Genomic DNA, 21175 nt, shown 5'->3' on the forward strand with positions numbered 1-21175 from the left:
TCGTGGAGGCAATCGTTCAGGCGGCCGTGGTCGCAGCCGTAGCGACGATGATTATGACGACCGCGGAGGCAATCGTTCAGGCGGCCGTGGTCGCAGCCATGATGACGATGAGTATGATGATCGTGGTGGCAACCGTTCAGGTGGTCGTGGTCGCAGCCGTGATTACGATGATTATGACGATCGTGGTGGCAACCGTTCAGGTGGTCGTGGTCGCAGTCGTAACGATGATGATTATGACGATCGCGGTGGCAATCGTTCAGGCGGCCGTGGTCGCAGCCGTGACGACGATGATTATGATGATCGTGGTAGTCGGGGTAACTCTAATCAGAAACGCGATGAATACGGTCGTTTTACTCGCTAATAAATCTACTGTTTAATAGACTGAATTGGGTAAATATTTTTTACCCAATTTTTTTTGATTAACCATTTATTCTCATTAAGTTAAGAGTTTTACTAATATTCAGTTGATATAGCCTCCTACTTAAACATCACTGTAACAAAGATGCGTTTTGATAAAATTATGATGTTTATACTTGACCTTTAATTAAATGAGTTCTATTTTGGAACTTAAATAAGTTCTCAACATCCGATTCTGATTGTGATCGGGATGATATAACGATAAGTGTGATCGAAAAGTGAGAAAAAATAAAAGGAACAGGAGTTTCATATGTTTGCGATTCGTTACCAACAGATTCCCTTGCAATTCTTATTCGAGCATCAGGCAACTTTGGCAGGACTTGGGAAAATAGGTTTACGCAGTCTAAAAAAAAGCAAGGTTGCTCAAGTCGACTGGCAGACACTTGCACCGATCAATGAGGTGATTGATGCACCGAGTCATGATTTAATCGAACATTACATCCAATGGAGTGGCGCTGAGCTCAATAAATATCAAGACTCAATCCCACCCCATATGGTGTCACAATGGGGATTGTCCTTTGCAACACGATTATTGCTCCAAACTCACTACCCATTAAGCAAAGTGATCAATCAGGGCGTCAGTCTGAAAATTCATGGCAAGCTTCCACGAACTGAAAAACTCATGATTCAAGCCAAGATCGCACAGATGGATGAACGTAATGGTTTAGCACGTGTTTCAGTTCAAATTACCACAGGTACGATTGCCGAACCTGAACTGGTAGAAGCACTGCTACATATGGCTTTTATTCTGCCTCATTTTGAAAAAATCAAACGCTCGGAAACGAGTGACACGAAGCTTTGGCACACATTAGGCGAATGGTCGACTCGTTCAGATGATGGTTTGAAATTTGCCTTACTCACAGGTGACTTTAATCCGATTCATTGGATTACACCATTAGCCAAACTGTCAAACTTTGGTCAAAAAGTGCTGCATGGCTTTGGAGTGTTCGCACGTAGTTTTGAATTCCTGCCTCAACCGATTCAGCAAATTGATGTCCGCTTCCTAAAACCTGTCAAACTTCCTTCAGAACATAACCGCGTGGAAACCAGTACCGAGCAGATGCAAAAGTATGTCCGTGTTGTCGGTTCGGCAGGACAAATCTGTTTAATGGGTCAATATTCATAAAATAATAAGGTGATAAAAATGACGACTGCCACAGCAATCAAACAGGATGTAACCGCTTGTATTCTATGTTCACGTAATTGTGGACTCAGTGTAGAGATTGAAGATAATCGGTTTAAGAAGATTAAAGGTGATGATCAGCATCCTTTTTCGCAAGGCTATATCTGCCAAAAGGCAGCACGTTTGCAGTATTATCAACAACATGCTGATCGTTTAACTTCACCGTTAAAACGTCAGGTAGATGGTTCATTTGAAGAGATCAGTTGGGAACAAGCCATTCAGGAAATTGCTGAGCAGCTGGTACAGATTCGGAATAGCCATGGCGGAACAGCCTTTGCATCCGTAGGTGGGGGTGGTCAGGGCAATCATTTAGGCGCTGCTTATGGTCGTCAGTTGCTCTATGCCATGAAAAGTTTCTATTCCTATAATTCTTTGGCGCAGGAAAAAACGGGCGATTTCTGGGTCAATGGCCGTTTATTTGGCAGCCAAGCGTGTCATACCACTGAAGATGTAGAGCATGCAGATTATGTGCTGTTTATTGGTACCAATCCTTTTCAGGCGCACGGTATTCCAAATGCACGTGATACCTTAAAGCACATCAAAAAAGATCCGAATCGGACCATGGTGGTGTTTGATCCACGTGTGACTGAAACGGCCAAACAAGCCGATATTCATGTGCAATTAAAACCAGGAACGGATGCTTATCTGATGTCGGCCATGATCGCAATCATGCTGCAAGAAGGACTGTATGATCTGCAATTTATTCAGCAGCATACGCATGGCTTTAATCAGATCAAACAAGCCTTCTTGGCGGTTCCAATTGAAGAATATATCCAAAAAGCCGATGTTTCCGTGGAACTGATTTATCAGATTGTGCGTGATTTTGCCAAGGCGCAACGTGCGTGTGTCCGGATTGATCTTGGCATTCAACACACTTTAAATACCACTTTAAATGGTTATTTGGAAAAGCTTTTATATTTACTCACAGGAAATTTTGGTAAACAAGGTGCTAATAATCTACATACCATGTTCATTCCAATTCTAAGCAATACCGATGAGCGTAATCCTAAATATCGCCGTACCGTACATCATAAAATGTTCCCGATTTCAGGCTTCTTTCCTCCGAATATTTTGCCTGATGAGATTCTAAAAGCAGGGGAAAAGCGAGTTCGTGCGGTATTTGTAGATAGCTGTAATCCTTTATTGACCTATCCAGATACGGCTGCCTATGAACAGGCTTTTCAGTCCTTAGAGCTTTTGGTTGTGGTCGATGTGGCCATGACTGAAACAGCGCGGATGGCGCATTATGTCTTGCCTGCGCATAGTCAATTTGAAAAGTGGGAATTCACAGGATTCAATCTGGAATTTCCGAATAATGGCTTTCATTTACGCCATCCTTTATTTAAGGCACAAGGTAATAGCCTACCTGAAGCAGAAATCTATACTCGTCTGCTCGAAGCCATGCAGGTGATTCCTCCACAGTTTCCGATATTGAGTAAAATTGCAGAAAAAGATTCCGCCAATACCGCTTATCTTGCCTATTTCGGCGCGCTAGGTGTCAGTTTTGCGAAAAATAAAAAGTTAATTCCTTATGCGGCATCGATTGTATACCGTACCTTGGGTAAGACTTTGCCAAATGATGCAGCCTCTACAGCCTTATTACTTCCATTGTGTATGCAATATACGGCTCAGCACTATAAGGCGGTTAAGCAAGCAGGTTACAAAGGCAATCGATTCAATCTGGGGGTGAAATTATTCCAAACAATTTTGCAGCAACGCTCAGGCGTGGTGTTATCACAACATGACTATGCTGATGTTTGGGAATTGATCGCCTATAAAGACAAGAAAATTCGTTTGGCAATTCCTGAAATGTTCATTGAACTGGCCCAACTGAAACAAGGTTCAATGACTTTAACCACAGATTATCCTTTTATTTTATTGGCAGGCGAACGTCGCAGTTATAACGCCAATCAAATTTATCGTGATCCTACTTGGCGTAAAGTCGATGCAGAGGGGCGTTTAAGGATGAATCCAGAAGATGCGCAGACTTTAGGCGTTGAAACAGGACAGATGCTGCACTGTATTTCTGAGCATGGCAAGATTCAGGTCACGGTCGAACTTGATGAGGGAATGCGCAAAGGCGTGGTGTCGTTACCGCATGGATATGGATTACGCTATCGAGGTGGAGAACCGATTGGGCCACAATTGAATCGTCTTACATCTGCTCAGCATTGTGATCCATTATCCAAGACTCCATATCATAAATATGTGCCTGTGCGTTTAGAGCGACTCACCGCTTAGACGATCAGCCTATTCATATTTTTGTTTAAATGCACCAAATTCTTTCATGTTAGTTAAATCATGTTTGAAATTGGTGCAATATAAACTGAACAAAAATATGCTGACAGGCGCAATTTTTATTTGTAGATTGAAAGTATGACTTATTCAATTAAATAAGCAACATCATCATAAAGTTGCTGTGCGATTGGAATAATTATTGCTATAAAAAATAATTCACTGTGATGAGTACAACAAGGATGCACAGAAGCTGTGCTAAACCCAGTAACAAGATTCACAAAATGAGTGCGTATGATGAAGCATGAGAGACCTGAAACGAGCTTATCGATCTTGCAAGATCAGTATGGTCGGATTAAGCGTAAGTTACGGATTTCGGTGACGGATCGCTGTAATTTCAAATGCGTTTATTGTATGCCTGAGCATCCACAATGGATGAAAAAGCACGATTTGCTCAGTTTTGAAGCCTTATTGATTTTTTGCAAATATATGGTTCAACAAGGGATTGAAAATATTCGCATCACAGGGGGGGAGCCCCTTATGCGTCAAGGTGTAGTGCATTTTATTCGTGATTTACAGGCCTTTAGGGTGTTGGGACTGAAACGTATTTCAATGACCACCAATGGTCATTATTTAGCGAAGTATGCGGAGCAATTGAAGCAAGCGGGCTTGGATGATCTGAATATCAGTCTGGATAGCCTAGATCCGATTCAATTTAAACAACTGACTAAAAAAGATATTGTGCCTGTGCTGAATGGTATTGAAGCAGCAAAAAATGCTGGTCTCCCATTCAAAATCAATTGTGTTTTGATGCAGGGTCAAAACCATGACCAGATTTTGCCGATGGTACGCTGGGCAAAACAGCATGATATTCCCTTGCGCTTTATTGAATTTATGCCGCTGGATGGCGATCAACACTGGACCGATCAAGCGGTGGTGAGCGAGGCTGAAATTCTAGCGCAACTCAAACCTTATTATGACATTCAAGTCTTGCAACAACAGCATGAACCAGCGCGAATCTATCAACTGGATGGACAATATCAGCTTGGTATCATTTCAACCATTACCCATTCATTTTGTGGCGACTGTGATCGTATCCGCTTAACGGCTCAAGGTGAACTTTACAATTGTTTGTTCGCCCAGCAGGGGCTCGATATCAAAGCTGATTTAGCAGCCACTATGCAGTCCAGTCTGGATACCAGACAGCACGCATTGCAACAGCTTGATCAAAAAATTAAACCTTATATTTGGCATAAGGCCAAAGGCTATCATGCGATACAGCATCAACAAGCACGTAAAATCAGCATGCATATGCTGGGTGGTTAACTAAAAGTGGTCTGGAGAAAATATGCAAACCATTGAGATAAAAATAGAAGCGTTTGGGGCAATCGAAAGGTTATTGCCGAAACCGCTGGCATTTGAGTTTGCAGCAGACCGAATGGTCAACGATGTATTGGCGCATATTGTGACCCTTTATCCAGAGGTGGATCATGCCATGGAAAAATGTGCATGTGCGATTGGCGAAGATATCATTACCCGCCAAACCCCCTTAGAAAATTCCTGTACCTTGGTGTTGCTGTCGCCGGTAGCGGGAGGTTAAATATGCGTGAATTTGCTAGAGTTCAAGATCAGGCTTTAAGCCTCGATAGTTTTGATCCAATCCAGTCCTTTCCTGAGTGTGGCGGAGTTGATATTTTCATTGGTACGGTTCGTAATCATCATGAAGGAAAAGCAGTCAAAGCCTTAAAATATACCTCCTATACACCTGTTGCTGAGAAAATGATTCGCGCAATCGAACAGGAGATTAAAGATAAATATCAAGTCTCTTATGTGCGTGTCGTGCATCGGATTGGCTATTTGGATGTCAGTGAAACTGCGATTATTGCCATTGCCTATGCAGCACATCGCCGTGAAGCATTTCAAGCCTGTGAAGAGGCGGTGGAGCGGGTCAAACATGAAGTGCCGATCTGGAAAGAAGAATTTTTTATAGATGGTACCAGTCAATATGTAGAAGGCTGTTGTATTCGTAAAGATCAGACCGATAATGTTCAAGCGAAAATCCCCCTAAGTCCCCCTTTATTAAAGAGGGATTTACTCGAGCATCACCATGAAAATTGTAGCCATGAGCATACACACGAATAAAGCGTCAGGAAGTTAAAATGAAAAATGTTGGGATGAAACCCGAGAGTTATCGTGTTGCAGAAGCGCAAGCGATTTTACATGCCCCCGCACATTGCATTCAGTTATTGCGAGACGGTAATACCGAAAAAGGTGATGCTTTAAAAACTGCACGCATTGCAGGGATTTTAGCAGCTAAACGTACGGACGAACTGATTCCACTCTGCCATCCATTACCGATCTACCGCGCCGATGTCGATTATGACCTGCATGATGACCATGTGGTGATTCTGACCACAGTGGAGACCATTGGGCCAACAGGTGTGGAAATGGAAGCCCTAACAGCTGCAAGTCTGGCGGGTTTAACCTTGTATGACATGTTAAAACCGCATTGTGAGCCAGAAGAACTGTGTTTAGATCAGTGTAAATTATTGAAGAAAAAAGGTGGGAAATCACACTTTAAACGTACTTTACGTCAACCCGTTTCAGCCGCTGTACTGGTGCTTTCGGATACGGTTGCAGCAGGTCGTAAACCCGACACTGCAGGTAAATCGGTTGTAGAAACTTTGACTGAAGCAGGTTTTGATCCGATTCATTATCAGATTTTGCCAGATGAAGCTGATCAGCTCAAAGATTTAGTTCTAGAACTGACCAAATCTTATGCATGCATTATGACAGTGGGTGGAACAGGTATTGGCAAGCGCGATATTACTGTGGATACCCTTGAGCCACTATTGGAGCGCAAACTCGATGGTTTAATGGAAGCGGCGCGTTCATTTGGGCAAAGACGCACACCTTATGCGGCAATGTCTCGTGGTGTTGCCGGGTTTATTGACCGTTCATTGGTGGTGACTTTACCGGGAAGCCGTGGCGGCGCAAGTGAATCGATGGCGGCCATTTTGCCTGCACTGGTGCATATTTTTGATGTCTGTCGTGATCTACCCCATCCGGGAGGCTATGAATAATGTCAGGATGTGGTGCTGAAAAGGGTCTGATCAGTATTGATGAAGCGTTAGCATTGGTGCAAACCCAACCGAAAGCTTTAAAAGTTGAGACATTGCCTTTAGCTGATGGACTGAATCGTTATTTAGCCAAAGCGATCAATTCCAATGTCGATCTGCCAAGTTTTTCGCAAAGTGCAGTGGATGGTTATGCCCTGAATAGTTCTGCTGAGAATCTTAAAGACACGGTATATGACGTGATTGGTGAAATTAAGGCAGGCAGTGAATCTGAGCATCAGCTCAAAGATGGGCAAGCGATTCGTATTTTCACTGGTGGGAAAACCCCTGAGGGGACAACGCATGTTGCACGACAAGAAATCGTCGCCGTAGAAGCCAATCAAACGATTCGCTTGACTGAACACATTCAGCGCCAAGCGGATATTCGTTTTGTTGGTGAAGAAGTGCAACGTGGTCAGCAATTGGCGGATGTTGGGCAGCGAATTAATATTGGTGCACTGGCAGCACTGAGTATGGCAGGTGTACACAGCATCGACGTTTTTCAAGCACCTAAAGTGGTTGTGGTCATTACAGGGGATGAAGTTGCGGAGACGGCAGAAGATTTGCAGGCAGGCAAAGTTTTTGATGCTAATGGGCCACTATTGAAAGCTTGGTTGAAAGATTATGGCATAGATGCGGAAATTCTGCACATTGCAGATGCAGCCGCAGAGGTGACGCAATGTTTTGAGCGCCTAAAACAACAATATGATCTGATCATTACCACAGGCGGTGTTTCTGTTGGGGATTATGATTTTGTTCGCCCATGTGCATTTGAAACAGGTTTTGAACAAGTCTTTTGGAAGGTAAAACAAAAACCAGGCAAGCCCTTATTCTTTGCCGAGTACACACAGCAAGCGCAGAGCTGCTATTTGTTAGGTTTGCCCGGCAATCCTGCTGCGGTCTATGTTTGTATGCAAGTCTATGGCAAAGCCTTATTGGATGCCTTGCAAAACCAACGCCAACCCTTGCAATGGTTGAGCGGTGTGCTCACTCATGATTTAAAATCGGATGCACGTGAACGTTTTTTAAGAATGCAGGCTTATTTTGATCAAGGGCAACTCAAGTTCCAAAGCTTGGCGAAACAGCAATCGCATATGCTGAGCAATTTAATGCAAGCAAACAGTCTGGTGCGTATCCCCGCCAATACCAAACTAGAAGGCGGGCAGCTCCTTACTGGGCTATTCATTCACAACTAAATTGTTTTGATGAATTTATGTAAAATGACTGAATATTGGTACTTTTAGCCAAGTGCCAATATTGCATCTGATGGATAAGGTGGTTTAGTGTATATTTTATATTGTTTAGTTTCTAAACATGACGGTTCAAGACATAGATGTCTTTTTAATAAAACTTTAAAAAAATGATTAGGTGATAATAATGAAATGGGACGAAATTGGCGACCAGCCATGTTCAGTGGCGAGGACGCTCTCGGTGTTGGGTGATCGTTGGACAATGCTCATCTTACGTAATGCATTTATGGGTATACGTCGCTTTGATGATTTTCAGCGTAGTCTGGGACTTACACGACATGTTTTGTCTGAACGTTTAAAGCGTTTGGTTGAGCATGAAATTTTAACCAAAGTGCCGTATGTTGATCGTCAGGAACGGTTTGAATATCAACTGACAGATAAGGGCTTAGATCTCTATCCAATCATTCTCTCAATGGTGCAGTGGGCAGATAAATGGATGGATATGGGATTAGGTAAACCTGTTGAATTTACGCATAAAAGCTGCGGTCGGAAAATCAACCCCAAAGTGGTGTGTTCTGAATGTGATGAACCGATTCATGCCAGAGATGTCCGTGTTGCGGCTGGCCCAGGTTACTTTGCCTTTATTGAGCAAAAGCAAAAAACAGCATGATTTGCTTATAGCCTTTGTTGTTCTATTTCATGCTGAATGGCATGGGATAGAACCTCAAAGATTTTCGGTTCGATGGATTGTGCTACATTAAAACGAATAAAATTTTTAAAATTTTGACTTTGGCTAAACGCATTTCCCGGGGCCAGAATCACACCATGTTCTAAGCAATTTTGCGCAATACGTGCACTATCGAAATACTCAGGTAATTCACACCATAAAAAAATACCGGCTGATGGTTTAACCCATGTCTTGATGCCGAGTTTCTCAAGTTGTTTTACTGTCGTATCCATCGCTTTGGCTAAGCGAACTTTTAATTCCTCTAGATATTTACGGTAATTACCATCAGTCAATGCAGCATATAAAATTTCTGAGGATAGATTATTCCCCCCAAAACAGGTGGCGATTTTGATATCGGCGAGGTCCTCAATCCATTCTGATTGGGTTGCGATATAACCCGTGCGAACAGAACCAGACAGCGTTTTAGAAAAACTGCCAATATGAATCACACGCGATAAGCCATCCAAAGCTGCAAGACGCGGGGCACTATGCAGTTCGAGGTCTGCAAAAATATCATCTTCAACCACAATTAAATTGGACTGTTCAACCAGTTTTAAAACTTGATAAGCCGTTGGTGCAGTGAGAACAGCACCAGTCGGGTTATGAATGCCAGAATTAGTAATGTAGAGGCGTGGATTGTGCTTTTTAATGGCTTGGGAGAAAGCTTCCAGATCTGGTCCAGTCGGCGTATAAGGCACACCAATAATTTGGATCTGGTGAACTTTAAGTAGCGCATGAAAGTTGAAATAACAAGGATCATCAACCAGCACCACATCATTCGGTTTAAGGAAATAACGACAAATTAAGTCAATTGCTTGGGTGCCAGAATCAGTTAGTAGAATTTGGTTGGGACGCGCTTCGATGCCTTTGCTCAAGATTCTGCGTGAGAGCAATTCACGTAAAGGTGCCAGACCGAGAGGAGTGGAATAATCTGTCAGAATACTGGCAGGAGCTTTAGATACCTTACGAATGGCTTTGCGGATATTTTCATGGGGCATCCAGTCATCTGGTAGCCAGCCACAGCCAGGCTTTAAGACACCTTGTTTGGCTTCAAGGGCTTGTCTTGAAATCCAGAGTGGGTCAATACTACGATCAATTTTTGGATGAATTTCCGAGATTGACAAAGGTGCAAGTGGGCCTGCTACAAAAAAGCCTGAACCGGTTTTTGCTTCAATAATGCCTTGAGAAGCAAGACGTTCATAGGCCTCAACAATCGTTGAAACAGATAAATGCAACAAGCCAGCTAAAGCGCGGACTGAAGGTAGACGCGAGCCAGGCAGTAAAGAGCGGGCTTTAATTTGTTCATGAATATGCTGGATCACAAATTCGATTTTAGTACTTTTCATAACAATATATTCATAACTGTATGGGTAAACAAACCAATACAGTTATTTGGAATTGTACTGTACTGTGTATGGTGCTTAAACCATATCACAGTTTAAATTCTCCATATAGTTTTGGAGAAAATAAATGAAAACTTTAAGTCGTGGTTGGATGAATGGGCTGATCGGGGTGATTATTTTTGCAGGTTCATTACCCGCAACTCGTCTTGCAGTTATGGATTTCAGTCCTACATTTTTAACTGCTGCCCGTGCTGCAATTGCAGGGCTTCTTGGTTTGGCATTGATTTTATTATCTCGTCAACAATTGCCAGAGCGTAAAGACTGGCTGCCATTGTTTTATGTTGCGATTGGGGTGGTGGTTGGCTTTCCACTCTTTACGGCATTAGCACTGCAATATGTCAGTGCTGCACATACCATTGTTTTTGTGGGCTTATTACCTTTGGCAACCGCCATTTTTGGCGTGTTAAGAGGCGGGGAAAGACCGAATTTGGTATTTTGGTTATTCGCAATTTTAGGGGCTTTGCTGGTTTTTGGTTATATGCTGATTCAAACAGGAAGCTGGGCCTTTAACTATGGTGATATTTTCATGCTTTTGGCAATCATACTGTGTGGCTTTGGTTATGCCGAGGGAGGTAAGCTATCGAAGCATCTGGGTGGTTGGCAGGTGATTTGCTGGGCATTGATTATTACATTGCCGATCATGCTGCTCATTTCATATCTGTATATGCCTGTGAGCTTTGCACAAATTTCAACATCGGCAAAACTGGGCTTAGCATATGTCTCATTGTTCAGTATGTTGATTGGTTTTTTCTTTTGGTATAAGGGCTTGGCACAAGGGGGGATTGCGACAGTGGGGCAGTTGCAGCTGTTGCAACCGATCTTTGGTTTGGTCATCGCTGCGGTTTTATTGCATGAGCAAGTCAGTGCAGCGATGTTCGCCGTAACGGTTGCAGTGATTGCTTGCGTAGCTTGTGCCAAGAAATTTGCATAGCTGGAAAAGACTATAAGCAATTTGCAGGTTTAGGGATGCCCGCTAAGCGACTTAAATGGCGAGCAACCAAACCTGTATTAAACTTTTGCTGCAATAGGGCATTATCAATTTCAGGACTGACCGTTTTCATTAAAAATTTGATCAATGGACGTGTTGCCGGTGAATGATCAAATTGCTGATAAAACTGCCGTACTGCATAAAGAATCTCAAAGTGCCAATCGGTTAATTGTAAATCTAAAGATTTAGCCAATTCCTGAGCAACCTCTTGATTCCAGATGCTGTAATCTACTAAATGGCCGTCTTGGTCTAATTCTAACTGCATAAAATAGCCTGAAAAATTAAAAAAGAGTGGAAGATAACTTATTTTAAAGAAATACAACGTTTGAATTTTAAGCTCAGGTCTGCCAATTGAGCATAGTCAATCGCCAGAATTTCTGCTCTTAGTTCTTCAATAATTAGACTATGCTCATTATTTAAACAATAAATATTTGAATAAGCCGCTGTTATTGATCTAGTCACTTTAATTGCCGCATCACCCATTAGTACGATACAGTCATCAGATTGTGCCATTTTTACTAAGTCAGACCATGCTTGATCTGCCGCAGATTGGACTAAAAAGAGCGTTGTTTGTTCCATAATGAGACACCTTACCAGTACAATATATGATCAAAAGACTGGATAAATTCAGGATTGAGATCAATAAATTCGATCTCCTGATCTGTATTTTTAACGATGTTAAGTTCTTGATTTTTAGATTCAATCAGAATTGGGGATAAATCATAAAACTCAAAACTTTCGACCATGTTGGCTGCAATTTTGAACTCATGTTTAAGTTGATCGAATTCTAATTTATTGTCTAATAAGCTAATTGCTGCACACTTTAATAATACTTTGACAGAAATACCAAAGGTTGCTAAAACCATAGTTGCGGACAAGCTTTCATTGATTTGCAAACTTGTTAAGTTAGGTTGCGTTAGGATGACGAGTACAGATTTCACACAATTTACCTTTTCAAAGCAACACTCTAGTAAAGAACTTTAATTAAAATTGAATTAAACGAGAACAGCTTTGTACTGCGTCAGCAAGCTCTCCGAGCCCAACCAGTTCAAAGCCTTTGGCTAAGTTGTGATGTTGGAGTGAATGACGTTTTGCATTGTCCGCATCAGTGATTCCCCGAGCAAGGGCGGCACTGACACAGACAGGGAGTCGAATGCCAAGCTTTTGCCATTCATGTTTTAGATTGCGTTGATCATCAGGAAACCACTGTAAGTCATTCGCAACCTGAACACCATCTTGGTAAAAGAAGACAAGCAATTCTTCATGCTTATTTTGAAACGCTTGAGCTAAACCAAAAGCATGCCAAGCCATAATTGATGTAGGCGCAGAAGTAATTAGCAGTAGTGTACTCATTGAATATTCACTATGGTCATAGTTGGCAAAATGATGATGGACAAGATTTAAAGGAAGGTAAGTATACAATGATTTTGGTGACAGGTGGTTTAGGCTTTATCGGTTCACATATTGCTTTGAGTCTGTTGGCACATGGGCAAGAGATCGTTATTGTCGATAACTTAGCCAATTCAACCTTGCAAACCTTAGAACGTCTAGAATACATTTCAGGGATGTATATTCCATTTGCAAAGTTGGATGTACGCAATACCCCAGCACTCAATAAAGTTTTTGAACAATATTCTATCGACACGGTGATTCATACGGCCAGTTTTAAGTCTTTGGAAGAATCTACTTTAAAACCGCTTGAATATTATAATGATAATGTTAGTAGCATTATGAGTTTATTAAGAGCCATGCAGCGGATGGGGGTGAGACAATTAATTAATCTCTCCAGTTTGGCTGTATATGGTCAATCAGATGAAAAATTATCTGAACAGACTGAATTCAATTACAGTTATCCCAATCCTTATGTTCGTTCACAGCAAATGGTTGAGGATATTATTGCCGATACCTATAAAGTTGATCCCGAATGGCGCATTGTAAACTTGCGATTATCGAATATTGCGGGTGCATTTGAACATGGCGTGTTGGGTGAGTATGTGACGCAACTGCCTAAAAATATTGTACCTTTGGCTTTGCAAGTAGCTGCGATGCAACGCGAATATATTGAGTTGCAAAATCAAGCTAGCACAGCAGATGGGACGGTTGAGCGAAGTTTTCTACATGTATTAGATGCATGTGATGCCATATTGATGACATTGAATTGGTTGAAGTCGCAGAACAACTGTTTAGAGTCATTCAATATTGCACATTCGCAACTGACATCGATTCAAACTTTATTAAATGAAATTGCTAAAGTGACGCAAACCCAAGTCAACATTCAGCCTGCAGTATTTCAGCATCAGGAAATTGCCCAATTAGGGGCAAATATAGACAAAGCGACAACGACTCTGAATTGGTCGCCAAAACGTACTTTATCGCAGATGATTGAAGATGAATGGCGATTTTATTTAAATACCCTAAAGGGTAATTAAGATAATGATTATTATTTACAATAGTTTCTGCTTTGATTAGGATAACGGCAACTAGCCAGAGCATCACTTTGCTTCAGCCCGTGAGAACTTTAACCAAATAGAGTAGAGGTTGTTTATGCAAATGCGAATTGAACACGACACCATGGGCGAAATTGAAGTACCGAATGACGCCTTGTGGGGTGCGCAAACGCAGCGGAGTTTACAGAACTTTAAAATTGGTCAGGAACGATTACCACGTGCGATGATTCGCGCGATGGGGCTTGTGAAGAAAGCTGCTGCAATCACCAATGCTGAGTTAAAACAACTGCCTGAAGATTTGAGTCAGTATATTGTCGGGGCTGCCGAAGAAGTGATTGCCGGACAATGGGATTCACAATTTCCATTGGTGGTTTGGCAAACGGGTTCCGGTACACAAAGTAACATGAACTGTAATGAAGTCATTGCCAACATTGCCAATCAGAAATTAGGCCAAGTATTGGGTGCACAAAAACCAGTTCATCCGAATGATCATGTCAATCGTGCACAATCAACCAATGACTCGTTCCCAACCGCAATCCATGTGGCTGCAAGCATTCAAATCAATGAGTTACTCATTCCTGCCGTAGAACAGCTCAAAGCAACTTTACAGCGTAAGTCGGAAGAGTTTGATGATATCGTTAAAATTGGCCGTACCCATTTGCAAGATGCGACGCCTTTGACTTTAGGTCAAGAATTTAGCGGTTATGTGTCCCAGTTAGAACATGGCTTGAAACGTTTGCAGCAAGCACTTTCAGGTTTATATGAGCTGCCTTTGGGTGGTACCGCAGTAGGTACGGGTTTGAATGCACATCCAGATTATGCCGTGAAAGCTGCTGAACAGTTAGCTGAACTTACTGGTTTGCCATTCGTCACAGCTCCCAATAAATTTGAAGCCTTGGCAGGGCGTGATGCGGCTGTCTTTGCATCAGGGGCATTAAAAACATTAGCAGCAAGCTTAAATAAAATTGCCAATGATATTCGTTGGTTGGCAAGTGGCCCGCGATGTGGTTTTGGTGAAATTCGTATTCCAGAAAATGAACCTGGTTCAAGCATCATGCCGGGTAAAGTCAATCCAACCCAAAGTGAAGCGATGACCATGGTTGTTGCTCAAGTTTTAGGGAATGACACCACCATTAATGTGGCGGGTGCATCGGGTAATTTTGAACTCAATGTCTTTATGCCTGTGATTGCATACAACTTATTGCAGTCGATTCAGTTGTTGGGCGATGCATGTAATAGCTTCAATGATCATTGTGCTGTTGGAATTGAACCTAATCGTGAAAAAATTGACTACTTCTTGCATAACTCATTAATGCTGGTGACTGCGCTTAATCCAGTCATTGGCTATGAAAACTCAGCTAAAGTTGCGAAAACAGCCTATAAGGAAAATAAAACCTTAAAACAAGTTGCGGTTGAACTTGGTTTGGTCACCGAGCAACAATTTGATGAGGTGGTGAAGCCTGAAAATATGGTTTCTCCAAACAGCAAATAAGCCTGATAGCTGAATGAAAAAATCCTTCTTTAATAGAGGGATTTTTTATGGGTAGTTTTTATAAAGTGAACTGCGTACAATATCCTTTTGATTTACCTGACTGTTGCTTCATTATGCTGAATATCTATTTAACAGATACCAAAACTAACATCCAGTTTGCAGATCTTCCAAACGACAATCCAGTTAAGTTTCTGTTGAATTTAAAGAAAATTTTTCCAAGTACTGCTGATTTATTATTGCCTGTTTTACCAGAAGACAATAATTTGGAAAATGTGACATGGGAAGCAACCTCAAAAGACTTTGAAGTTTTCAAAAAATTATTGGAAGGTTGGGGCATTATTGAGCTCCGTTTAAGTGCTATTACGACGTATAAAGACAAAAACTTTGCGAATGAATTGGTAAAAAAAGCACAAGTTAAGCGTAAGCAAATTGGGCAAACGCAACCACAATTGTCGTTGATTGCGCTGGATTATGTTTTGATGCATGAGATCCATGCTTTGATTGATGCAGAACTGGTGATGATCGGAGAAAAATTCTATTTGCCGACATTGCGTGAGCTTTGGAAAAATCAATTCTCCGATCAAATTTTGCAGTGTAAGTTCTAATTTTAAATGCAGACTTCGGTCTGCATTTTATTATTTTGATATTAATCAGGTTGAGCAAATCTTCATCTACAAACAATTACAAGAATTTAGTGTCTGTATTTTTGAACGGCATATATATTGCTTATATGGATATAAATATTATTGCGGGAGAGAAGTTCTTCAATGAACTCGCCGAAGGAGCAACGACCCCGGAAACTCTCAGGCAGAAGGACTGTAATAATAGAAATACAATCTGGAGAGCAGTGCTCAACTTGTAGAAACATACGATAATTTTTCTTCTACGATTAACACTCACCGAAGGGGAAGGCTTCATGATTAATTGGTAATCATCTGCCGAAACTCTCAGGTACCATGACAGATGGGGCTATGCATTAAGGAATGCCATGCATTTCTAGGAGTTTGCTATGCCACATGTTGTTGTGATTGGTGCGGGGATTACGGGTGTAACGTCTGCATATGAATTGATTAAACTTGGCTATGAAGTGACCGTGATTGATCGTCATCTCTTTCCAGCTATGGAGACCTCTTTTGCTAATGGTGGACAATTGTCAGCTTGTAATGCTGAGGTCTGGAACCAAAAAGCAACGGTGCTGAAAGGTATCAAATGGATGAGTAAAAAAGATGCACCATTATTGCTCAATCCCTCTTTTAGTGTACATAAATATCGTTGGTTAGTTGAGTTTTTGACCCATATCAAAAACTATAAAGCCAATACGATTGAGACCGTACGTTTAGCACTTTTAGCAAGACAGCGCCTATTTGAGGTGGCAGAAAAGGAAAATATTTCTTTTGATTTGGAAAAACGTGGCATTTTACATATGTACCACACCAAAGAAGATTATCAAATTGCCAAGCAAGTGAATGATGTTTTGCTTGAAGGTAAATTAGAGCGAAATGCGATTACTCCTGAAGAAATGAGAGCGATTGAGCCTACATTAACGGGTGACTATTATGGTGGCTATTACACTGCGGGTGATGCAACGGGTGATATTCATAAATATTCTGTTGGATTGGCAGAAAGAACACAGCAATATGGTGTGAAATATTGTTTTGGTTTGGATGTAGTTGATATTAAATTTAGTCAAGACAAAGCGGTCGTTCACTGTAAAAACAGCTCGGAGAATGTCAATCCAAGTGCAGATGGAATCACTGAAATTGTAGCCGATCTGGTCTTGGTTTGTGGTGGAGTCGGAAGCTATCAATTGGCAGATATGCTGGGGGATAGTGTTAATGTATATCCAGTGAAAGGCTATTCGATTACCGTACAGCTTAAAGATGAGCGTAGCGTAAAGAATGCACCTTGGGTGAGCCTACTAGATGAGAGTGCAAAAATTGTAACCTCTCGTTTGGGTGCAGATCGGTTACGCATTGCAGGAACGGCTGAATTTAATGGATATAACCGTGATATTCGTGCAGATCGTATTCAGCCGTTGATTAACTGGGTCAATCAGAACTTTGATATCTCCACCGAGCATGTTGTTCCTTGGGCGGGTTTACGTCCAATGATGCCGAATATGTTGCCTGTTGTTAGACAGGGTAAACATGCACGGGTGTTTTACAATACGGGGCATGGCCATTTAGGTTGGACTTTGTCCGCAGCAACAGCGGTATTGATTAGCCAAGAAATTGCACAGAAATATCCAAATTAAATAAAAAAGCCGATGTTTTCACATCGGCTTTTTCTTGTTTTGATCAATCGTATAAACGATAAATTCCTGTAAATCTGCCACAGTCTTTCTGCTCGGATTTAACAATTAACAGTGCTTTTTGGAAGTCAAACTGATACTGGCATTTTTTTTCATTATCAATAATTTGATTTCTTTGTTCTGGCGTACTATAGGCCAGTAATGAAAGCGTTTGGGTTTCTAGGCGGTTATTCGGATTGCGATAAGCAGTCCCTTCAATTTTAAGTTTGTCTTTATCCAGTTGGTGAATTTGCAGATGCACAGGTTGTGAGGCTAGCTTACCTTGTTCATATTTTAAATAATGTTGGGTCAGGGTTTGGTTCATCGAAGTATAAAAATTCAAATCGTCTAAACGTGCATCAAATTGCTGCTGATAGCAGTTTTTGGTTTTGCACTGTTGTACCTGATTTAGCCACACGCTTTGAGTGTCATGTAATAGCTGTAGTGGGGCATCTGTCACTAAATAAGCAGTCAGAAACTTGGCATTCAGCCTTAAACGCTGCTCTTGATATTGCTTAGTACAGATTTTTTTAGCGTTTAAATCATTGCTGGTGCAGTCAATTGCTTCTGCATAGGCAAATGTTGAGCAAAAACAACTCAATGTGATGATGTAACCAGCTTTCTTTAATTGATTTCTTACAGTGTTAAACAGCATAATCACTTATACTTTCAGTCTAATTTGCTCAACGTACTATAGCGAAATAGAAAGCCTGAATACAAGATTTGTTCGGTATATTGTAAAAGGAAAATCATATGGTTGCTCAAATTCGGATTGGACAAGGGATTGATGTACATGCATTTGAAGAAGGTGAGTTTGTTACCTTAGCTGGTACTCGAATCCCACATACACACGGTTTAAAGGCGCATTCAGATGGCGATGTGGTGTTACATGCCTTAAGTGATGCGTTATTGGGTGCTTTAGCACTGGGTGATATTGGACAGCATTTTCCTGATACAGATCCAGAATATAAAGGCGCAGACAGTCGTTTGTTACTCAAACATGTCTACCAATTGATTCTAGATCGCGGTTATCAACTCAACAATGCTGATATCACCGTCGCTTGCGAGCGCCCTAAGTTGGCAAAACATAATCTGGAAATGCGCCAAAGTATTGCCGATGTCTTGGATGTTGATGTGACTCAAATCAGTATTAAAGCCACAACCACTGAAAAGCTAGGTTTTACTGGTCGCCAAGAAGGTATTTTGGCGACCGCAACCGTGTTGGTTTCCCATCAAGCAAAATGATTACTATTGATCAATGATTGTTCGAGTTCTTGTGTTGCTTTACGACCTTGCAGTTGTAAAGTAATACTATGAATTAAACCCGTCCATGTTTCATTGGGCTCCCAAGTTTGGTGCAATAGCTCTTGGGCCGTCGGTAGATCAATATTCATATAGAATTGGCGATAGAGGTACATCAAACTACTGACACGCATATTGTCGTCGCAGTGTAGCCAAATGATCTCGTTTTGTACTAAATGATCAATCAGATCTAAAACAAACAGGCATTGCTCAGAACAAGGCACATCCCAACCAATTGGAATGTGCATATAGTTTAGTCCCAAATCCAAACAGATCTGGTCTTGCTTGGCCAAATGATGATTAGATTTGCTGGTTGCAAGATTAATCACTGTGCTGCAACCATATTCTTTAATTTGTTGTAATTGCTCAGCAGTCGGTTGAGCAGAGCTAAACAGATGCTCATGCACCAAAGAAAAATTTGGTATTTGAGATAAGGCTTGTTCAAGTGAAGTCATAACGTCCGCTGTGTATTCAGTGAAGTTCTCACATGGTGAGAAACTTATTCTAAAGGGCTTGTCTTACTATAAGTGTTTTTATTTCAGTGTTCAATTTAAAGCGCACAAATAAAAACAGCATCAAATGATGCTGTTTTGATTCAACTCAATCTTTTTTAAGATTCTCGTTTAGTAAGAATTCCATCAATGCTTTCTGAGCATGCAAGCGATTTTCTGCTTCATCCCAAACCACTGCATTTTTGTGATCTAGCATATGTTCTGAAATCTCCTCACCACGGTGAGCAGGTAAGCAGTGCATAAATAAGCAATCTGGATGAGCCAAGTCCATGAGTTTTTCATTGACTTGGAAATCGGAAAAAGCTTTTTCACGGAGTTTCTGTTCTTCTTCTTGTCCCATGCTCGCCCAGACATCAGTGACAATCAGATCGGCATTCACTGCTGCATCTTCAGCTTTGTTAAAAACTTCTACGCAGTCAGCAAATTCAGCTAAGAATTTTGCTTGTGGTTCATAGCCTTCAGGAGAGGCGATTTTCAGCTTAAAGCCCATCATGTGTGCTGCTTCAATATATGAATTACACATATTGTTGCCATCTCCGATCCAAGCCACAGTTTTGCCTTCGATGCTACCACGGTGTTCTTGGAAGGTTTGCAAATCTGCGAGCAATTGGCAAGGATGATGGTCATCAGTCAAACCATTAATCACTGGAACAGTAGAATAGGATGCAAAGCGTTCTACGATATCATGACCAAAGGTACGGATCATGACGATATCGAGCATACTTGAAATCACACGTGCAGAGTCTTCAATCGGTTCACCACGACCCAGTTGCGTATCGCGTGGCGAAAGAAAAATTGCACTACCACCAAACTGGCAAATACCTGCTTCAAAAGAAATGCGTGTACGTGTACTCGACTTCTCAAAAATCATTCCCAAAACTTTACCCGCAAAAGGTTGGTATAGCGTATTGCTATGTTGCATGCGTTTAAGTTCTTGTGCACGATCTAAAATACGTTGCAGTTCTAATGAGGATAGGTCACGTAAAGTTAGGAAATGCCGAAGCGCCATAGCTACTCCCACAATAATTATTGAATAAAAACAATAATTAATTGCTGTTTGATGAGTGGTGAATAAAAAAGAATTGACTACTATACTATACGCTCGGGAAAATGCAAAAGAATTAGACCTTTTGGTGAGCTTTTAAAAATAAATCTACAGAATAGTTAATATAATCAATAATTTCTGCGTCATCTGCAGGAACATTTAAACCCATTAAATTACGCCATTCGACATCGCGTAAAATACCAAAATACATGGTTGCAGAAAATTGGGGTTTGGCACAGAAAATCTCGCCGTTTGCATGGGCATGTTCTAAAGCAAAAGAAATCGTGTTTTGAATATTCAAGGCGCATTGGTTATAAAAATAATGAGCGAGTTGTGCGTCTTTCTGAGTCTGTTCAGTAAACATACGCATAAAAGCAATGTTTTCTGGTTGAATAATGTGTTGATAAAAACGATGTAAAGTTTGGGTTAAGTAGTTTCTTAAATTCCCAGTTTCCGATATATAAGGAAAACACACACCTTTAAAGAACACTTCTCTACGATAGTCGCAAATAGCAGTAAACAAACCTTCTTTATTGCCGAAGTATTTATAAATTGAGGTTTTTGAACCACCTGCATGATTGACGATGTCATCCAGAGACACTGCTTCATAACCTTTCTCTAAAAACAGGTCGGTTGCGCACAGTAATAGGGCAAGACGACGTTCTTCTCCACGACGAGTTTGAGGTTTGGCACAGCTTGGATAGCAAATATCAGTCATTATCTACTTTGAAGTAATGGGGCTCTCTTTAGTATAACAAAAACCATATCTCTTGTATGGCAATGAAATTAATGAGTGTTTCAAAACATCTCAATTTAAGTAAAAAAGCG

At 41.2% G+C, this 21175-nt stretch carries 23 protein-coding genes, 1 pseudogene and 1 riboswitch; of the genes and pseudogenes, 15 read left to right on the forward strand and 9 right to left on the reverse strand.

Annotated elements, in window-relative coordinates:
* The 9 genes and pseudogenes from F993_RS20685 to F993_RS13715 all read left to right on the forward strand — a co-directional run.
* Nucleotides 1-361 (forward strand): annotated as a pseudogene (locus tag F993_RS20685) (KGG domain-containing protein); the annotation flags it as partial.
* A 306-nt stretch (nt 362-667) separates the two neighbouring features.
* Nucleotides 668-1543, forward strand: a complete 876-nt coding sequence (locus F993_RS13750; RefSeq protein WP_004653277.1) for a MaoC family dehydratase — start codon at nt 668-670, stop codon at nt 1541-1543.
* A gap of 18 nt (nt 1544-1561) precedes the next feature.
* Complete coding sequence (locus tag F993_RS13745; protein WP_004653278.1) at nt 1562-3841, forward strand: molybdopterin-dependent oxidoreductase; 2280 nt, start codon at nt 1562-1564, stop codon at nt 3839-3841.
* Between the two features lie 282 nt (nt 3842-4123).
* Complete coding sequence (moaA, locus tag F993_RS13740; RefSeq protein WP_407637341.1) at nt 4124-5161, forward strand: GTP 3',8-cyclase MoaA; 1038 nt, start codon at nt 4124-4126, stop codon at nt 5159-5161.
* 22 nt (nt 5162-5183) lie between these two features.
* Nucleotides 5184-5435: a MoaD/ThiS family protein gene (locus F993_RS13735; RefSeq protein WP_004653281.1), complete on the forward strand. Its 252-nt coding sequence runs from the start codon at nt 5184-5186 to the stop codon at nt 5433-5435.
* A 2-nt stretch (nt 5436-5437) separates the two neighbouring features.
* Nucleotides 5438-5977 (forward strand): molybdenum cofactor biosynthesis protein MoaE, encoded by a 540-nt coding sequence (locus tag F993_RS13730; RefSeq protein WP_004653282.1) that lies wholly within the window; start codon nt 5438-5440, stop codon nt 5975-5977.
* Between the two features lie 17 nt (nt 5978-5994).
* Nucleotides 5995-6918: a bifunctional molybdenum cofactor biosynthesis protein MoaC/MoaB gene (moaCB, locus tag F993_RS13725; protein ID WP_004653283.1), complete on the forward strand. Its 924-nt coding sequence runs from the start codon at nt 5995-5997 to the stop codon at nt 6916-6918.
* The gene (locus tag F993_RS13720) at nt 6918-8147 is read left to right on the forward strand and encodes a molybdopterin molybdotransferase MoeA (RefSeq protein WP_004653284.1); all 1230 of its coding nucleotides are present in this window, start codon (nt 6918-6920) and stop codon (nt 8145-8147) included. Before moaCB ends, F993_RS13720 begins: the two co-directional genes overlap by 1 nt.
* 181 nt (nt 8148-8328) lie before the next feature.
* A complete protein-coding gene (locus tag F993_RS13715) occupies nt 8329-8811 on the forward strand; it encodes a winged helix-turn-helix transcriptional regulator (RefSeq protein WP_004653285.1) in 483 nt (160 codons plus the stop codon).
* 5 nt (nt 8812-8816) lie between these two features.
* On the opposite strand, the gene F993_RS13710 is transcribed toward F993_RS13715, so the two are convergent.
* Nucleotides 8817-10214, reverse strand: a complete 1398-nt coding sequence (locus F993_RS13710) for an aminotransferase-like domain-containing protein (RefSeq protein ID WP_004653286.1) — start codon at nt 10212-10214, stop codon at nt 8817-8819.
* Between the two features lie 124 nt (nt 10215-10338).
* On the opposite strand from F993_RS13710, the gene F993_RS13705 reads away from it, so the two are divergent.
* Nucleotides 10339-11202 carry a DMT family transporter gene (locus tag F993_RS13705; RefSeq protein WP_004653287.1) on the forward strand — a complete coding sequence of 288 codons (864 nt, stop codon included), beginning with the start codon at nt 10339-10341 and terminating at the stop codon, nt 11200-11202.
* Between the two features lie 10 nt (nt 11203-11212).
* Here the strand turns inward: F993_RS13705 and F993_RS13700 are convergent, their stop codons facing one another.
* From F993_RS13700 to tusD, 4 genes are read right to left on the reverse strand one after another with little or no spacing between them, the layout of a single operon-like run.
* Nucleotides 11213-11524, reverse strand: a complete 312-nt coding sequence (locus tag F993_RS13700) for a TusE/DsrC/DsvC family sulfur relay protein (RefSeq protein WP_004653289.1) — start codon at nt 11522-11524, stop codon at nt 11213-11215.
* A 38-nt stretch (nt 11525-11562) separates the two neighbouring features.
* Entirely contained in the window at nt 11563-11838 is a 276-nt protein-coding gene (locus tag F993_RS13695; RefSeq protein ID WP_004653290.1) for a hypothetical protein, read from the reverse strand.
* Nucleotides 11839-11849: 11 nt separating this feature from the next.
* Nucleotides 11850-12200: a hypothetical protein gene (locus tag F993_RS13690; RefSeq protein WP_004653291.1), complete on the reverse strand. Its 351-nt coding sequence runs from the start codon at nt 12198-12200 to the stop codon at nt 11850-11852.
* A 43-nt stretch (nt 12201-12243) separates the two neighbouring features.
* Nucleotides 12244-12612 (reverse strand): sulfurtransferase complex subunit TusD, encoded by a 369-nt coding sequence (gene tusD / locus F993_RS13685; protein WP_004653292.1) that lies wholly within the window; start codon nt 12610-12612, stop codon nt 12244-12246.
* Between the two features lie 68 nt (nt 12613-12680).
* On the opposite strand from tusD, the gene F993_RS13680 reads away from it, so the two are divergent.
* From F993_RS13680 to F993_RS13665, 4 genes are all read left to right on the forward strand, one after another.
* Complete coding sequence (locus F993_RS13680; RefSeq protein ID WP_004653293.1) at nt 12681-13688, forward strand: SDR family NAD(P)-dependent oxidoreductase; 1008 nt, start codon at nt 12681-12683, stop codon at nt 13686-13688.
* A 115-nt stretch (nt 13689-13803) separates the two neighbouring features.
* Entirely contained in the window at nt 13804-15198 is a 1395-nt protein-coding gene (gene fumC / locus F993_RS13675) for a class II fumarate hydratase (protein WP_004653294.1), read from the forward strand.
* Nucleotides 15199-15311: 113 nt separating this feature from the next.
* Nucleotides 15312-15803, forward strand: a complete 492-nt coding sequence (locus F993_RS13670; RefSeq protein ID WP_032812671.1) for a hypothetical protein — start codon at nt 15312-15314, stop codon at nt 15801-15803.
* A 134-nt stretch (nt 15804-15937) separates the two neighbouring features.
* Nucleotides 15938-16027: riboswitch (glycine riboswitch) on the forward strand.
* Between the two features lie 180 nt (nt 16028-16207).
* Entirely contained in the window at nt 16208-17452 is a 1245-nt protein-coding gene (locus F993_RS13665; RefSeq protein WP_004653296.1) for a D-amino acid dehydrogenase, read from the forward strand.
* A 43-nt stretch (nt 17453-17495) separates the two neighbouring features.
* On the opposite strand, the gene F993_RS13660 is transcribed toward F993_RS13665, so the two are convergent.
* Nucleotides 17496-18143 (reverse strand): A1S_1983 family putative colistin resistance protein, encoded by a 648-nt coding sequence (locus F993_RS13660; RefSeq protein WP_004653297.1) that lies wholly within the window; start codon nt 18141-18143, stop codon nt 17496-17498.
* 98 nt (nt 18144-18241) lie between these two features.
* On the opposite strand from F993_RS13660, the gene ispF reads away from it, so the two are divergent.
* Nucleotides 18242-18733 (forward strand): 2-C-methyl-D-erythritol 2,4-cyclodiphosphate synthase, encoded by a 492-nt coding sequence (ispF, locus tag F993_RS13655; protein ID WP_004653298.1) that lies wholly within the window; start codon nt 18242-18244, stop codon nt 18731-18733.
* On the opposite strand, the gene F993_RS13650 is transcribed toward ispF, so the two are convergent.
* The 3 genes from F993_RS13650 to F993_RS13640 all read right to left on the reverse strand — a co-directional run bounded on the left by F993_RS13650 (nt 18721) and on the right by F993_RS13640 (nt 21065).
* Nucleotides 18721-19245, reverse strand: coding sequence for a protein tyrosine phosphatase family protein (locus F993_RS13650; RefSeq protein WP_004653299.1), 525 nt, complete (start codon nt 19243-19245; stop codon nt 18721-18723). The genes ispF and F993_RS13650 overlap by 13 nt on opposite strands.
* Before the next feature lie 145 nt (nt 19246-19390).
* Nucleotides 19391-20311 carry an ornithine carbamoyltransferase gene (gene argF / locus F993_RS13645; protein ID WP_004653300.1) on the reverse strand — a complete coding sequence of 307 codons (921 nt, stop codon included), beginning with the start codon at nt 20309-20311 and terminating at the stop codon, nt 19391-19393.
* 112 nt (nt 20312-20423) lie between these two features.
* Nucleotides 20424-21065: a TetR/AcrR family transcriptional regulator gene (locus F993_RS13640; RefSeq protein WP_004653301.1), complete on the reverse strand. Its 642-nt coding sequence runs from the start codon at nt 21063-21065 to the stop codon at nt 20424-20426.
* Nucleotides 21066-21175: the final 110 nt, after the last annotated feature.

The organism is Acinetobacter proteolyticus (assembly GCF_000367945.1).
GTDB lineage: Bacteria > Pseudomonadota > Gammaproteobacteria > Pseudomonadales > Moraxellaceae > Acinetobacter > Acinetobacter proteolyticus.

Bases quoted from the DNA above. Each gene is read 5' to 3' on its own strand.
- F993_RS13640 (WP_004653301.1), bottom strand. From the start codon at position 21,065: ATGACTGATATTTGCTATCCAAGCTGTGCCAAACCTCAAACTCGTCGT.
- F993_RS13670 (WP_032812671.1), top strand. From the start codon at position 15,312: ATGCTGAATATCTATTTAACAGATACCAAAACTAACATCCAGTTTGCA.
- F993_RS13695 (WP_004653290.1), bottom strand. From the start codon at position 11,838: ATGGAACAAACAACGCTCTTTTTAGTCCAATCTGCGGCAGATCAAGCA.
- F993_RS13700 (WP_004653289.1), bottom strand. From the start codon at position 11,524: ATGCAGTTAGAATTAGACCAAGACGGCCATTTAGTAGATTACAGCATC.
- tusD (WP_004653292.1), bottom strand. From the start codon at position 12,612: ATGAGTACACTACTGCTAATTACTTCTGCGCCTACATCAATTATGGCT.
- F993_RS13735 (WP_004653281.1), top strand. From the start codon at position 5,184: ATGCAAACCATTGAGATAAAAATAGAAGCGTTTGGGGCAATCGAAAGG.
- F993_RS13680 (WP_004653293.1), top strand. From the start codon at position 12,681: ATGATTTTGGTGACAGGTGGTTTAGGCTTTATCGGTTCACATATTGCT.
- F993_RS13660 (WP_004653297.1), bottom strand. From the start codon at position 18,143: ATGCTGTTTAACACTGTAAGAAATCAATTAAAGAAAGCTGGTTACATC.
- F993_RS13715 (WP_004653285.1), top strand. From the start codon at position 8,329: ATGAAATGGGACGAAATTGGCGACCAGCCATGTTCAGTGGCGAGGACG.
- F993_RS13710 (WP_004653286.1), bottom strand. From the start codon at position 10,214: ATGAAAAGTACTAAAATCGAATTTGTGATCCAGCATATTCATGAACAA.
- F993_RS13750 (WP_004653277.1), top strand. From the start codon at position 668: ATGTTTGCGATTCGTTACCAACAGATTCCCTTGCAATTCTTATTCGAG.
- F993_RS13705 (WP_004653287.1), top strand. From the start codon at position 10,339: ATGAAAACTTTAAGTCGTGGTTGGATGAATGGGCTGATCGGGGTGATT.
- F993_RS13720 (WP_004653284.1), top strand. From the start codon at position 6,918: ATGTCAGGATGTGGTGCTGAAAAGGGTCTGATCAGTATTGATGAAGCG.
- F993_RS13745 (WP_004653278.1), top strand. From the start codon at position 1,562: ATGACGACTGCCACAGCAATCAAACAGGATGTAACCGCTTGTATTCTA.
- fumC (WP_004653294.1), top strand. From the start codon at position 13,804: ATGCAAATGCGAATTGAACACGACACCATGGGCGAAATTGAAGTACCG.
- F993_RS13730 (WP_004653282.1), top strand. From the start codon at position 5,438: ATGCGTGAATTTGCTAGAGTTCAAGATCAGGCTTTAAGCCTCGATAGT.
- ispF (WP_004653298.1), top strand. From the start codon at position 18,242: ATGGTTGCTCAAATTCGGATTGGACAAGGGATTGATGTACATGCATTT.
- argF (WP_004653300.1), bottom strand. From the start codon at position 20,311: ATGGCGCTTCGGCATTTCCTAACTTTACGTGACCTATCCTCATTAGAA.
- F993_RS13665 (WP_004653296.1), top strand. From the start codon at position 16,208: ATGCCACATGTTGTTGTGATTGGTGCGGGGATTACGGGTGTAACGTCT.
- F993_RS13650 (WP_004653299.1), bottom strand. From the start codon at position 19,245: ATGACTTCACTTGAACAAGCCTTATCTCAAATACCAAATTTTTCTTTG.
- moaCB (WP_004653283.1), top strand. From the start codon at position 5,995: ATGAAAAATGTTGGGATGAAACCCGAGAGTTATCGTGTTGCAGAAGCG.